This window comes from Klebsiella sp. BIGb0138, assembly GCF_004342285.1.
Lineage (GTDB): Bacteria > Pseudomonadota > Gammaproteobacteria > Enterobacterales > Enterobacteriaceae > Klebsiella.
On the sequence record NZ_SMCV01000001.1, the window covers coordinates 176,445 to 189,781 of the forward strand.

The 13,337-nt window shown below is 54.4% G+C and carries 10 protein-coding genes; 4 read left to right on the top strand and 6 right to left on the bottom strand.

Translation table 11 applies throughout. From position 1 onward, the window contains the following. Window positions 1–22 precede the first annotated feature (22 nt). Entirely contained in the window at window positions 23–1,003 is a 981-nt protein-coding gene (locus tag EDF73_RS00840) for an arabinose ABC transporter substrate-binding protein (protein WP_132724786.1), read from the bottom strand. Between the two features lie 887 nt (window positions 1,004–1,890). Here EDF73_RS00840 and EDF73_RS00845 point away from each other — a divergent pair. Beyond that, a complete protein-coding gene (locus tag EDF73_RS00845; protein WP_132724788.1) occupies window positions 1,891–2,394 on the top strand; it encodes a non-heme ferritin-like protein in 504 nt (167 codons plus the stop codon). On the opposite strand, the gene EDF73_RS00850 is transcribed toward EDF73_RS00845, so the two are convergent. The 5 genes from EDF73_RS00850 to EDF73_RS00870 are packed head-to-tail and all read right to left on the bottom strand — an operon-like array spanning window position 2,391 to window position 7,735. After that, window positions 2,391–3,539 (bottom strand): alginate lyase family protein, encoded by a 1,149-nt coding sequence (locus EDF73_RS00850; RefSeq protein WP_132724790.1) that lies wholly within the window; start codon window positions 3,537–3,539, stop codon window positions 2,391–2,393. The genes EDF73_RS00845 and EDF73_RS00850 overlap by 4 nt on opposite strands. Next, the gene (gene ugpC / locus EDF73_RS00855) at window positions 3,536–4,633 is read right to left on the bottom strand and encodes a sn-glycerol-3-phosphate ABC transporter ATP-binding protein UgpC (protein WP_132724792.1); all 1,098 of its coding nucleotides are present in this window, start codon (window positions 4,631–4,633) and stop codon (window positions 3,536–3,538) included. Before ugpC ends, EDF73_RS00850 begins: the two co-directional genes overlap by 4 nt. 10 nt (window positions 4,634–4,643) lie before the next feature. Continuing rightward, window positions 4,644–5,483 carry a carbohydrate ABC transporter permease gene (locus tag EDF73_RS00860; protein ID WP_132724794.1) on the bottom strand — a complete coding sequence of 280 codons (840 nt, stop codon included), beginning with the start codon at window positions 5,481–5,483 and terminating at the stop codon, window positions 4,644–4,646. A 9-nt stretch (window positions 5,484–5,492) separates the two neighbouring features. Then, complete coding sequence (locus EDF73_RS00865) at window positions 5,493–6,428, bottom strand: sugar ABC transporter permease (protein WP_243655194.1); 936 nt, start codon at window positions 6,426–6,428, stop codon at window positions 5,493–5,495. A 17-nt stretch (window positions 6,429–6,445) separates the two neighbouring features. Next, on the bottom strand, window positions 6,446–7,735 hold the full coding sequence (locus EDF73_RS00870; protein ID WP_132724798.1) for a sugar ABC transporter substrate-binding protein: 1,290 nt from the start codon (window positions 7,733–7,735) through the stop codon (window positions 6,446–6,448). A 554-nt stretch (window positions 7,736–8,289) separates the two neighbouring features. On the opposite strand from EDF73_RS00870, the gene EDF73_RS00875 reads away from it, so the two are divergent. From EDF73_RS00875 to EDF73_RS00885, 3 genes are all read left to right on the top strand, one after another. Then, entirely contained in the window at window positions 8,290–9,534 is a 1,245-nt protein-coding gene (locus EDF73_RS00875) for an alginate lyase family protein (protein WP_132724800.1), read from the top strand. Then, window positions 9,534–11,561 (top strand): heparinase II/III family protein, encoded by a 2,028-nt coding sequence (locus EDF73_RS00880; RefSeq protein ID WP_132724802.1) that lies wholly within the window; start codon window positions 9,534–9,536, stop codon window positions 11,559–11,561. The genes EDF73_RS00875 and EDF73_RS00880 overlap by 1 nt, the downstream gene beginning before the upstream one ends. Before the next feature lie 237 nt (window positions 11,562–11,798). Next, the gene (locus EDF73_RS00885; RefSeq protein ID WP_165905635.1) at window positions 11,799–13,310 is read left to right on the top strand and encodes an MFS transporter; all 1,512 of its coding nucleotides are present in this window, start codon (window positions 11,799–11,801) and stop codon (window positions 13,308–13,310) included. The last annotated feature ends 27 nt before the right edge of the window (window positions 13,311–13,337 follow it).

Consider the following 13,337-nt stretch of genomic DNA (forward strand, 5'->3'; position numbering starts at 1 on the left):
GGGAGGCACGGTCAGCCAGGCCTTACAGCCCTTTTTTCGCCAGCTCTTCTTTGAAGTTGTCGCGGGTTATCAGCACCACATCGGTCACCGCGGTAAATTTCGGCGGCTCGACGCCTTTGCTCACCCAGTTGTAGAGCATCTCGCTGGTTTTATAACCGTGAATGTCCGGGCTCGGCAGCAGCGAACCGTAGAAGCCGGTAGCCTGGGCTTTAGAGAGTTCATTGACCGCATCAACGCCGTTAATCCCGATACCAATCACGTCCGCCGCTTTAAAGCCCTGCCCTTCGGTGGCCCGTACGCCGCCCAGCACCGTGTTGTCGTTCATCCCGACAATCAGCCAGTGTTTGACCTGCGGATGCTGTACCAGCATTGAGTTACCGGCATCGAAAGCCCCGGGGATATCGTTGGATTTGGTGGGTACGCGGTAGATCTGTTTCTCCGGGAAACCGGCGGCTTTCAGCGCATCCATCGAGCCGGTGGTGCGGCGACGGGCGGTATCGAGCTCATCGGCGGTAATCGCCATCACCCCGGTATCGTTAACGTCCCAGCCGCGTTTTTGCATCTCCTTGTACAGCTCCTGGCCCTGACGGGCGCCGATTTCGCTGGCGGCCATCATCACCAGCGGCACGCTGTCCATCGGTTTACCTTTCGCATTCACGAACTGGTCATCAACGGTGATGACTTTCATATCATAGCCGCGCGCTTTCGCCACAATCGCCGATCCCAGCTTCGGGTCTGGGGTACAAATCACAAAGCCTTTGGCGCCGCTGGCCGCCAGGCTGTCAATTGCGTTAAGCGTTTTTTCGCCGTCCGGCACCGCAATTTTAATCACCTCGAAGCCTAAATCCTTGCCGGCCTTATCGGCGAATTTCCATTCGGTTTGAAACCAGGGTTCTTCTGGCTGCTTAACCAGAAAACCGAGTTTAAGTGTTTCTGCCATAGCTGATTGTGACATAACCGCAGCGAGACCGATCGCCGCCAGCGCTTTAGTAAATTTGTGCATGGTAAACTCCAGCTTTAATTCGCTTTTCTGTAGGGAAATATCGGACTTAATGTTTTTATCTGGCGTAAAACAAGGCATTAGAAAAAACGCACCGCCCACTGCCGTTGTTCATTAAGTAATAACCGGAAATCAATTCTCCCTACGAGAGCATTATCACATCGCGGAATTACAGTAATTGCGTGCATAGATTCAGCGGAAAATGACATAAAAAAAGGCCTAATTGTCAGACAATTGGCCCTGAGCATAGCAGTATTATCTATATCACCAGCAGAGTTATCCTTGTGGCCAGGGCCGCGCGCAGTCGCGAGGAAAACCCTCTTTCTTGCCACAACATCCCCGGATCGCACTTTCCTTTAGCGAATTCAGCGGCTACCGGGGGGTCTCTCGTCCTGAGCTTATTGATTAAATTAAATAGCACCCCAGATGCTTATTTCCCTTATCAAGTAAAAAATGATCTACAACAATTTTCTCGCTTCTCTTTTGATTGCATAAAACCGCCGTCATGCGAGAAACATGAACATACGATTAAATTCTTATTTAATAAAAAAATCGTATAACAAGCCGCACTAAAGCCGGTTTAAAAACAAATAAAAACAATAAAAATCAACAAGATAATTTAAATATATTTTATGTATCCATAATAAAAACCACTCATTCCTGACGTTGTAACGAAACGTAAAAACGATAGTTTGCGAGTTTTCTTAATCAACTTCTGAGAGTATTCTATATTTATCGGTAGCAGGAAATTCATTACCGCTTACATAGGGAAAATGCAGAATGCATTATTCTGCCAGTAATGTTACGCGTAAAGAGTCGCCCCTCAGCAGGGTTACCGGTGCCGGCTCCCGACGTGCGCATGATACCTCCACTCTAATAAGGATATTTTTATGGTCGTTCCAGGAATAGCGCAGAAGCTCAATATGCAGATGAACCTTGAGTTCCGCGCATCAAATTTATATCTGCATCTCAGCGAATGGTGCGAACAGCATCGTCTGAACGGCACCGCCACCTTTTTACGCTCCCGCGCGCAATCCCGCGTCACGCAGATGATGCGCGTGTTTGATTATATGAAGACCGGCGGAAACTGGCCGATCGTCAAAGATGAAGGGAGCTACAGTCATCAATGTACCTCCCTTGAAGATCTGTTTGCCACCACCCTGGCCGATTACCAGCGGCGCAGCAGCATGCTTTCCGGGCTCGCCGAAGAAGCCAAAGCGCAAAGCGATGATACCACCTGGCGCTTCCTGACCCTGCTCGAGCAAGAGCAGCGGCAGGACGGCATCCTGCTGCAAACCGTGCTTGAAGAAGTCCGTAACGCCGATAAAGCCGGCGTGTGCCTGCAACAAACCGATCGCCATCTGCTGGAGCTGGTGGCTAATCGTCGCGATTAAGCGCGCAGCGGCGGGCACCACATCAACCGTTCCCTCAGGGAGAATGAAGTCTGAGGGAACTGATGCAACACCGCTTTGTAGTCGTCCGCGTGCTGGGCATAGCCGCGGATCGACTGCAATAACACCCGCAGCGCGCTATCCCAGACAATACCTTGCAAGTCGCTGTACGGCCACAGATCCGGTTCGCGAATAAACGGCACCAGATAGTCAATCCCCTGCTTCACCCCTCGCCCGTCGCGAATCGCATTCCAGCGATCGATATCGACATGTTCCGCGTAGCGGTTGAGCAGCAGATGCGCTTCCAGATTAAACAACGAATAGTGGAACGGCATCGTACGCTCCAGCTCCATGGTCTGCTTACCGTCCCGATCGATCTGCGCCGCCATGCGCTGGGTGACCCCTTGCTCAATAATGCGCGCCACCAGGCCCTTATCCCCGTAGAACAGCGCATTTACCGCCCGCTGGGCGTCATACCAGGTACCGTGGTTGTTATGCCAGACATATTCGGAATGGCCGATTTCGCTGTAATACATCCAGTGGTTAAAATCGCGGAACCACTGGTGCAGCCCGATAATATCATCGGTCTCCAGCACGTTCGCTGCGGCAACCAGACCAATGGTATCAATCACCATCCACAATAAGCGGGTATCAATCAGCCCGGTCCCCCGTCCGGAGACAATCCCGGGAATCGCCTGACCGTAATTCAGGTGCGGGTTCATCCGGGTATCCGCCTCGAGGAACCAGCTGCGAATTTGTAATGCCGCCGCCTGCGCGTACTGCCGTTTACCGCTGAAATGCCAGGCGAGGCCTAACGTCATACAGCGTTCGCACATGCGGATAATGCGCGCCGTATCGGTATCATTATTTTCGCATTGCGGATTGGTGTGCCCATCGCGACGAATATAGGGCAGCCCGTTAGGACGCCGCGGGTTAGGCCACCAGTAGGTCCCAAGGCTATAATAGTCATGCGCATCGCCGCTCACCGGGCGAAGCTTTTTATGCACTACGCTTTCAGGGGGCTCGCGGCACAGTTTATCCGCTTCGGCAATCAGGCGGCTTAGCGCCGGTTGCAGGGGGGAAAATGGCTGCTGCAAATTGGCCCGGGCATTCTCCAGGCAGCGTTCATCCAGGGTGTAGAGCTTCATGCCGACTCCCCCTGGTCAGCAATGCGTAAACCGCTCTGCGCATCGAACAGATGGACGCCGGAAAGCTTCGGCTGCAGCCACAGCGCCTCACCTTCACGAACATCCAGCCGCTGCTTAAATACGGAAGTAAAAGCGCCGCCGCCGGTTTGACAAAACAACTGCACGTCGGAGCCGGTGTTTTCGATGGCCATAATCGTCGCCGCAATAGCATCTTCCCGCGCCTCCTTCACCACGTTGACCTGCTCAGGCCGGATGGCGTAGACCACCTGCTGGCCGTGCTGAACCTGCAGGCCGGGGGGCAGCATGAGCAATGAGCCATCCTTGAGGCAAAGACTCGCTTTATCCCCCTCCCGCTGCACGGTGCCCTTCAATTGGTTGATTTCCGGCGAGCCGATAAAACCGGCGACGAACAGATTCGCCGGTTTGTCGTACAGCTCTAACGGCGTCCCCGCCTGTTCGATCCGACCGTCGCGCAATACCACAATCATCTGCCCCATGGTCATGGCTTCAATTTGATCGTGGGTCACGTATACCGAGGTGGTTTTCAGGCGCCGGTGCAGTTCGCGGATTTCCCCTCTGACCTGCGTCCGCAGCTTGGCATCAAGGTTAGAGAGCGGCTCATCAAACAGGAACACCTGAGGCTTGCGCACTATCGCCCTCCCCATCGCCACGCGCTGGCGCTGGCCGCCGGAGAGATCTTTCGGCAGACGTTCGAGCAACGGTTCCAGACCGAGCAGCGCTGCGGCCTCGGTGACTTTATGCCGCACCTCATCCTTCGGCAGCCGGGCCATTTTCAGGGCAAAGCCCATGTTTTCCCGCACGGTCATCTGCGGGTAGAGCGCGTAGCTTTGAAAGACCATCGCAATATCGCGCAGTTTCGGCTCAACGTCGGTCACGTTCTTATTATTAATATGCACTTCCCCGGCGGAAATCTCTTCAAGCCCGGCAATCATCCGCAGCAGCGTGGACTTTCCGCAGCCGCTGGGGCCAACCAGCACACAAAACTCGCCATCGGGAATGGTCAATGAAACATCTTTAATGACGTGAACTTCACCATAAGACTTCCGGACATTGTTCAGAACAACGGCACCCATCACACTCTCCTTATCCTTTGACCGCACCGGACATAATCCCGCGATTGAAATGTTTTTGTAGACCGAGGTAGACGATGATGCTCGGCAGCATCGCCAGCAGCGTAATTGCGATAAAAATGTTCGGCGTGATGCTCTCGTCGGTGCGCAGGGTGCCGAGGATCACCGGAATGGTGTTCAGGCTGTCCTGGTTGACGACGATCAGCGGCAGCAGATACTGATCCCAAATCATAATGAAACCGAAGGTGACGACGGTCCCCAGCGCCGGCTTCACCAGCGGCAGGATGACGTGGAAGAAAATCTGCCATTCGTTCGCACCGTCGATACGCGCCGCCTCTTCGAGCTCCTTCGGGATGGCGGACATGAATTCGGTGAGGACGAAGATCGAGAATGCCCAGCCGACGACGGGCAAAATCATGCCGAGATAGCTGTTATATAAAGAGGCGTCGATGACCGGCAGCCGCCAGTTAATAATCATATAGAGCGGAATGGCGATAACCTCTTCGGGCAGCATCATCGTGGAGAGGATCACGAGGCTCACCAGCGCCGCGCCGCGAAACCGCTTTCGCGCCAGCGCATACGCCGCGAGGGCGCTCACCGAAACCTGCAAAATGGTGCCAAAAAACACCACCAGCATGGAGTTCAGCAGATACTGCCAGACGCCAATGTCCTGCCAGGCAAAGAGAAAGTTATCCAGCGAAAACTGATGTGGCCAGGCCAGCAGTTCACCCGGCTTGACGGGCGCGCCGCTAAAAGCCGTCGCCACAATCCCCCAAAATGGACCGACGAATACCACCAGCAGTAGCGCGTAAATACACCAGCGACCGGCACTCTCCCAGCGTTGACTTAACATGAGAACTCCTTAATAGCGGGCAATGCGTTTTTTGAGAGTGAGATGGACGATGGTCAGCACCACGGTGAAAGCAAACAGCAAGAACGATACCGCCGAGGCATAGCCGTAATCGAACTGTTCGAAACCGAGCTTATAAATGTGGGTCATGATCATCTCGGTGGCGTTTGATGGCCCGCCGCCGGTGGTGGCGTACACTTCCGCAAAGACCCGGAAGCCGCGAATAAACGACAGCATCAGCACCACCGACAGCGCCGGGATCATGCCGGGTAAGGTGACGTAACGCAGACGGTTCCACCAGCTGGCGCCATCGACATTGGCGGCGTCGTAGAGATCGCGGCTGATCCCGGCGAGACCGGCGATAAAGATCACCATGTTGTACGGTACCGCCTTCCAGATATGCAGCAGCATGATCACCCACAGCGCCTGATCGGAACTGGCCAGAAAGCCTTGATCATCAATGCCGAACCAGCTCAGGAAGTGGTTCATCACCCCGTTCGGCGTAGGGTTAAACAGAATCCGCCACATCTCGGCGACAATTGCCGCGCTGGTGACCGCCGGGAGGAAAATGGCGGTACGGATAACACGCAGATGGCGGGCCGGCCCTTCCAGCAGCATCGCCAGAAAAAAGGCCAGAATGGCGGCGGCCACCATCGTCACCACCACGTACAGCAGCGTATTGATGACCGCCGCATGTAATTCACCATCGGCGAACGCGCGGCTAAAATTGGCCAGCCCAACCCACTCGTCCGGCTGATTGAAATTCACCTTGTAGAAACTCATGATCAACCCCTGAACCATAGGGATAAATTTGAACCAGGTAAAAATAATCAGCGCCGGGGCTAAGAACAGCCACGGGATCAGCTTTTGTTTCCGCTTTGCGCTCAGCCAGCGGGGGGCTGCCGACGACGATACCCTCGTCGCCGGAGATGTTTTGGTTTCTTGCATGGTCATCCGTCAATGCCTCACTCAGCCAGCACGTTTTGTTTTTTCAGCTCGGCATTCACTTTGCCATTCAGCGTATTCAGCTCTGCGCCGACGTCGCTCTCACAATCCGCGAGAATACGGTTGAAGCCCTCTGCCGACACCTGGCGGATTGGCGTCCAGTTAGGTACCTGCGGCACATAGCGGCCGTGTTCGTTATACAAGCGGGCAAAGGTGGCCCAACGCCCATCCTGATAGACCCCTTGTACATCGACATTTTTATTGACCGCCAGACGGACCACCGGAATATGCTGACTGCCTTTCCCCATCCCAATCTCCTGGCCTTCCCGGGAGATCATGAATTCAATAAATTTCCGCGCGGCCTCTTTCTGCTTACTGCTTTTCATCAGAAAGACCGTCGTCCCTTCTGCGAGCGTGGTCTCCCCTTGCGGCCCCTGCAGCGGGATCACTTCAATCTTGTCTTTGCCGGGATCTTTATCAAACAGGGCAATGTGGTAGGGGCCGCTGAAGAACATTCCGGTTTGCCCGGAGCGGAATGATGGGATGACGTCAGCCGTTGTGGCGTTGATGGCGCCGGGCTGGGCGACTTTTTCACACATCATGGTGCGGATAAAGGTCAGCGCGCTGGCAACCTGGGGCGTATTCAGCGTGGCGGTGAATGTGTTGCCCTTCATGGCGACGAAATCGCCCCCGGCCTGCCAGATAAAACTACTCAAAAACCAGCTGGCATAACCGCGGGTACTGGAGCCCGGAACAAGAAACCCGTAAGTGTCATTCTTGCCGTTACCATCAGGATCCTCAGTGGTGAAGGCTTTCGCCATCGCCAGAATATCGTCCCAGCTTTTCGGCTGCGGCAAGCCCAGTTTTTCCCGCCAGTCCTTGCGCACAAACAGGGCGAAGGTTTGCGCGGAAGTGGGGACGCCGTAGTATTTACCGTCAACGTAGCGGGTACTCTCCCAGGCGACAGGATAGAGCTGGTCGCCTCCGGCGATGCTGTGAGGGTCAATCTCTTCGGCAATACCCAGCTGAATGAACTGGCCAAGCGCAACCGCATCGTTAAAAATCAGATCCGGCAGCGCCTGGCCCGCCGCCGCGCGCGCCAGGCGCTGTTCGAAGTCGGTTGTGGCGTTGAAATATTCGATTTTGATACCGGTTTTTTTCTCAAAGGTCTCCGCCTCCTGCTGATAAATGTTTTTGGAATCGTTGCTGGCGCGGATCCAGACATTGAGCGTGGTGGCGGCATAGCTCTGTCCCATCCCCAGTCCCAGGGCAGAAATGAGTAACAAGGAACGTAATTTATTCGCAGACATGGTGTCATATCCTTTATTGTAGGGTCAGAAGATAAAAATAAAAAAATCGCACACGGTTATTACGCAGCGCCCTTTATTACGAAAATAAAATGCACTTATTTTTATTAATGACATAACGGCGAGGTATTTCATCGCTTTTACAATATTAAATAGAAAGGGGGTTATCATTACAACCTGGCAAAAAAGAAATCACGTTTCAAAAGATAAAAAGTTGAAGAAGATCACATCAAAAAGTGACAACCAAAGTGACACTTTTTAAAATGATATATTTATCAACATATTACAAAAACCAAAAAATATTTTACACTTTCAATTTTGTTAGAAAAATGGCTAAAACAGTGAGTTGATTCGCATTTACGCAGACATTTTGGATGCAAAACGCTAAGTACGACAGGCATCACAAAAAAAATCACTTTGTCTTTTACACTGCTTTCCATCGTGAATGAAACATCATTTCACGCATTACTGATTCATTATTTTAAATTCCCTTTCGCGCTGCGTGAATATCATCGCTGGCGAGAGTGTTTCTGGTTTCCTACCGAAGGGATAATGCTATGACAAAATGGTCGAGCCGGGGTGCGTGGTACCTCGCATTTATATTTTCAGGGATCAGCTTACCGCTTTATGCCGCCCAGCCTGGGCCCCTCATCCTTGATATCAACGCCCTCGCGCAAAGCCGACAGCAGGTTAACGATGGCAACCCGCTATTCACTCAGGCGCAGGCCGCGCTACTGGCACGAGCGAATGCGGCTCTCCAGCATCCTTTATTCTCAGTCATGGATAAGAGTCTGCTGGCCGTTAGCGGCGATAAACATGATTACTACAGTTTCCCACCCTACTGGTGGCCTGACCCACAGGCTAAAGATGGGCTTCCTTATATTCGTAAAGATGGGCAAACCAACCCTGATGCCAACAGTGATGCCACCGATAAGAACCGCCTGGTGAAGATGAGTGATGATGTCTATACCCTGGCGCTGGCCTGGTATTTCTCCGACGATGCCCGCTACGCCGAGAAAGCCGTCGCGCAAATACGCAACTGGTTCCTGCTGACCACGACGCGGATGAACCCCAACCTTGAATACGCGCAGGCCATTCCCGGGATAAATCACGGGCGCGGTATCGGGATTATTGATAGCCGGGCGTTGGTCAACGTCGTGGACGCCATCGCGCTGCTGCGCGCGTCAGGCCGCCTGAGCGAGGATGATTACCGTCAGCTACAACAGTGGTTTGGCGATTTTTATCACTGGATGACCACCAGCCAAAATGGTTTCGAAGAGGATAACTGGCACAACAATCACGGTACCTGGTTCGATCTACAGGCGGCCACCTTTGCCCTATTCAGCGGCAAACCGGAGGAAGCGAAAAAGCGCCTGCTAATTACGCAGTTACGCAGAATCGCCGGGCAATTCGATAGCGAAGGTCGCCAGATGGCGGAGATTGAGCGTACCCGGCCCTGGCATTACAGCAACTTCAACCTGGACGCCTATAGCCAGCTTGGCCGCCTGGGAGAGAAGGCCGGCGTCGACCTGTGGAACTTTAGTCTTGATGACCACAGCCTGCGCAAGGGCTATCAGTACATTGCCGGTTTTATCCACAGCGACCAAAACTGGCCATGGCGGGACCTGGATAAGCCGGATGCGAAAAAAGCGTTATTCAATATGGCTACCGCGGCTCACGCCTGGCCTGACGATAGCGCATTCAGGCAAAAAGCCGAATGGCTGCGCGGCCAATATCCGCAGGATATTACTACCCTGATCGCACCGTTGCCCCTGCAATCCCTGGGTGGAGTGACAAAATAATGATGCAATTTTCCGGGCAGTGGCCGGCCATTGCCGCGCGTGCGGCGAGCAGTCCCCTGCTAGCGACATTGATCGCTGAGCACGCTGCGGAACTGGCTACGCCAGCCCTGATTCCGCAGCGCGGGATCGCCAGCTGGAATCTTTATTACTTTTGTCCGCAGCACAGCGTCCGTCTCATCTGGCAACGCGACTCCCCCACCCGTCATTGCTGCCCGGTGGACGGTGAAATTTTCAGCGGAGAACCCTACGACGGCGCATGGTGGCGGGAGCTGAACGGCCGCAACGCCAGCGCCTGCTACCGGCTTGGCCTGTTATGGCATCTCACCGGAAATCGTCGCTACGCCGATAAGGTGGCCGAATTACTGACCGGTTATGCCGACGCCTACCCTGAATATGAGGTGCATGGCAATATTCCCCATAATGGCCCGGGGAAAATGAACGCCCAGACCCTGTGCGAAGCGAACTGTATTCTCGATATGGCTCTCGGCTATGACTTTGTCGCAGAAACCCTTTCAGCTGAACAGCAGCAGCATATCCGCCAACGCCTGTTGCGCTGCGCAGCCGATTTTTTGCGTGCGCACCGTAGCCCGCAAGTCCATAACCATGAAGTCAAAATCAACGCCGCGCTGGCGGTGCTGGGGTTTATTCTTGGCGATGACCAGCTACTGGATATCGCGGTAAACCAAACGTATGGCCTGCGCTGGCAGTTAGAAAACGGTCTTCTGGAGGAGGGATTGTGGTTTGAAGGCTCGATTCACTACCACTATTACGCGCTGCAGGGGTTCTTTGCCTTTGAGAAGCTCGCGCGCGGCACGCGCTGGAGTCTGATTGACGGTCCCTGGTATCCGAAGATGCTGAACTTCCCGCTCGCGCTGCTGCTACCGGACGGTACCTTCCCACTGCTCAATGATTGCCTCGCCGGCCAGGAAACGTTGCAGCATAACGATATTTACGAGTTTGCGTGGCATATCTGGGGAGATTTACGCTATGCCGCCGTGCTCAACGATACCGTTGGCGGCGAAATGACGCTTGACGCCCTGCTCTGGCGCGACCGGCCGCTTCCAGCCGCCATACCCGCGCTGATTCCACAGGAATCCCTTTACGCCCCCGGCGCCGGATTGACCCTCTGGCGACGGCCAGAACAGAAACGGGTAGTGATGATCAAACATAGCCCTTACGGCGGCGAGCACGATCATTACGATCGCCTGAGTTTACTGATCTGGCAGAATGGTCGCGCCCTGCTTCCCGACCTCGGGACAACCGGATACGGCGCCCGCATGCACTATGACTATTATAAACAGAGCGCCACGCACAACACGCTCTCCGTCAATCAGGGCAATCAGCCGCCGGCTAACGCCGCGATACTGGGCTGGCACCAGGGGGAGGACTTTCAGTGGCTGGATAGCCGGGTCGACTGGCGCGCTGAGCCACCGGTTCTCAACAGCCACACCCGCGTCGAGTGGGACCTGAACGCCTGGCGGGATATCCGCTTCCGTCGCCGGTTATTATGGCTGGGGGAGGTGCTGATCGACCTTTCGACGATCGAAAATCCCCATCGCCAACAGCTGGACTGGACGCTGCACCTGGCGGCGCGGGCGTTGGATAAAAGCGGCACGGCTATGCCCTTTGCTCTGAGCGGGCCGCTGCAGCGGATGCGCGAGGCGACCGTGTCCCCGTTAGCCAACTGCCAGCCGCGCCATTTCGCCAGCCGGGACGAAACGTTTGCGCTGTGGCTGGCCGGCGAGGCCGAGCTCTGGCAAGGCTACGGGCCCGATAACCCGGCAATAGAGGAACTCAGCTATCTTGTTTTACGCAGCCACCAGCCGCAGGCGCGTTTCCTCGGAGTGTGGGATTTCGCCAGCCAGATGCCGTTGACCGAAGTCAGCGTTCAGCACCATCCACAGGGTACTCAGGTCATACTCCGGCGGGCGGGAAGCAGCACCCGGATAACGATCGGCGATGAAGAGGGAAAGCTGCCCGATGTGCAGCACCTTCGCCAGCGATCGCCGCACTCCTCCTCTTCCTGAATCATCAATTTTCGGCGCTTCGGCGCCGTTCTTATTCCTGAAAAGTATTAAAAACTTTTAACCCGGTCGCATTACCGCATTGCGAAAAGGTACAGCGGATGATTAGTGACAGCGATCACTTTTTACCATGTGATTTAATAATATAAAAACGCCGTTTCAAAAATTTAAAACATGGGGTTTATATTAATGGCAAGATACGCGGCTTCAGCCTCACAAGGGTTGCAGGGAAGACCGATTTTGTTACGCCATCAGCTAGCCTACGGCGGCGGTAATTTACTGGGAAGCGGCGCGCTGGCGATCAGCGGCGCCTGGCTGCTTTATTTTTATACCACCTTCTGCGGCCTGACGCTGATCGAGGCCTCATTTATCTTTTCCGTCGCCAGCATCATCGACGCCATGAGTAACCCTCTGATGGGCTATCTTACCGATAACTTCGGTAAAACGCGGCTCGGTAAACGCTTCGGACGGCGGCGCTTCTTCTTGCTGATCGGCATTCCGCTGATGATGTTCTACCCGCTTTTATGGGTCGAGGGCCTCGGTTTTTGGTACTACCTCTGCACGTACGTCATCTTCGAAATTATTTATACCTCAGTCATGGTGCCTTACGAAACATTGGCCACCGAAATGACCGACGATTTCTCATTACGCTCAAAACTCACCGGTTATAAGGCTATTTTCGGCAAGCTGGCCAACTTCCTCGCCGCCTTTATCCCCGGTCAGTTCATCCTGTTATACGGTAAAGATTCCGCCACTCCCTTCTTCCTGACCGGACTAACCTACGGCGCCATTCTGATTATCGCTATCGCCTGCCTGTGGTTCTGCAGCTGGGAGCGTCCGCACGCAGAAGAGCACAGTGTGAACGGGAAAAGGGGTCTGCTCACTACCCTGGTGATGCTGGCGAAGGACATGCGCTCAACGTTCTATCTGCGGGTATTTCGTAAGCATCTCGGCATGTATCTCTGCGGCTTCGGCGCCGAATGGCTGTTTGCCTCGATCTTTACCTACTTTGTTATCTTTGTCCTGCAGCACGATCCGGCAATGGTCGCCGGGCTGAACAGCCTGAACTCGATTTTGCAGCTGGTCTCGACCGCGCTATTTATCGGCCTGTGCGTGAAAAAAGGGTTTAGCAAACCCTATATTCTGGCGCTGGGGATCGTGATTTTCTCGGTTTTCCTCTACACCTCGCTGTGGTTCTTCCACCTGCCGGCGCATCTGGCGACCATACTGATGTTCGGGATTACGGTGCTGTTCGGCCTGGGTACCGGCGGCGTGTATTACATTCCGTGGACCGTTTACACCTTCCTTGCCGATGTCGATGAGATCTATACCGGTCGCCGTCGCGAAGGGATCTATGCCGGGGCGATGACCTTCTCCGGAAAAATCTTACGTTCCATCATCGTCTTCACCATGGGGGCCATCCTCAGCTTCTATGGCTTCCAGTCGAAAGCGCATAGCCAACCGGAAAGCGCGGTCACCGCCATTGCGGTGGTATTCTGCTGCGGCGTGGTTCTGCTGGCGCTGGCGGCTATCGTTTTCAGCAAACAGATGAAGCTGGATCGCAAAGCGCACCTGGTGGTATTACAGGAAGTGGCGCGGATTAAAGCAGGCGGTAAAATTGCGGATATCCCGCCGGAGGTGCGTACCGTCGTTGAAGATTTGGTCGGTCACCGTTATGAGGAGTGCTGGGGCCACAGCGAGCTGTTTAAAAACGCGCAGACTACGCCAGCCAGAACCGCTATCTCTCATTAGCCCGGACAGCGCCCCGTCGTCACATGA

Bases quoted from the DNA above. Each gene is read 5' to 3' on its own strand.
- EDF73_RS00840 (WP_132724786.1), bottom strand. From the start codon at position 1,003: ATGCACAAATTTACTAAAGCGCTGGCGGCGATCGGTCTCGCTGCGGTT.
- EDF73_RS00845 (WP_132724788.1), top strand. From the start codon at position 1,891: ATGGTCGTTCCAGGAATAGCGCAGAAGCTCAATATGCAGATGAACCTT.
- EDF73_RS00850 (WP_132724790.1), bottom strand. From the start codon at position 3,539: ATGAAGCTCTACACCCTGGATGAACGCTGCCTGGAGAATGCCCGGGCC.
- ugpC (WP_132724792.1), bottom strand. From the start codon at position 4,633: ATGGGTGCCGTTGTTCTGAACAATGTCCGGAAGTCTTATGGTGAAGTT.
- EDF73_RS00860 (WP_132724794.1), bottom strand. From the start codon at position 5,483: ATGTTAAGTCAACGCTGGGAGAGTGCCGGTCGCTGGTGTATTTACGCG.
- EDF73_RS00865 (WP_243655194.1), bottom strand. From the start codon at position 6,428: ATGCAAGAAACCAAAACATCTCCGGCGACGAGGGTATCGTCGTCGGCA.
- EDF73_RS00870 (WP_132724798.1), bottom strand. From the start codon at position 7,735: ATGTCTGCGAATAAATTACGTTCCTTGTTACTCATTTCTGCCCTGGGA.
- EDF73_RS00875 (WP_132724800.1), top strand. From the start codon at position 8,290: ATGACAAAATGGTCGAGCCGGGGTGCGTGGTACCTCGCATTTATATTT.
- EDF73_RS00880 (WP_132724802.1), top strand. From the start codon at position 9,534: ATGATGCAATTTTCCGGGCAGTGGCCGGCCATTGCCGCGCGTGCGGCG.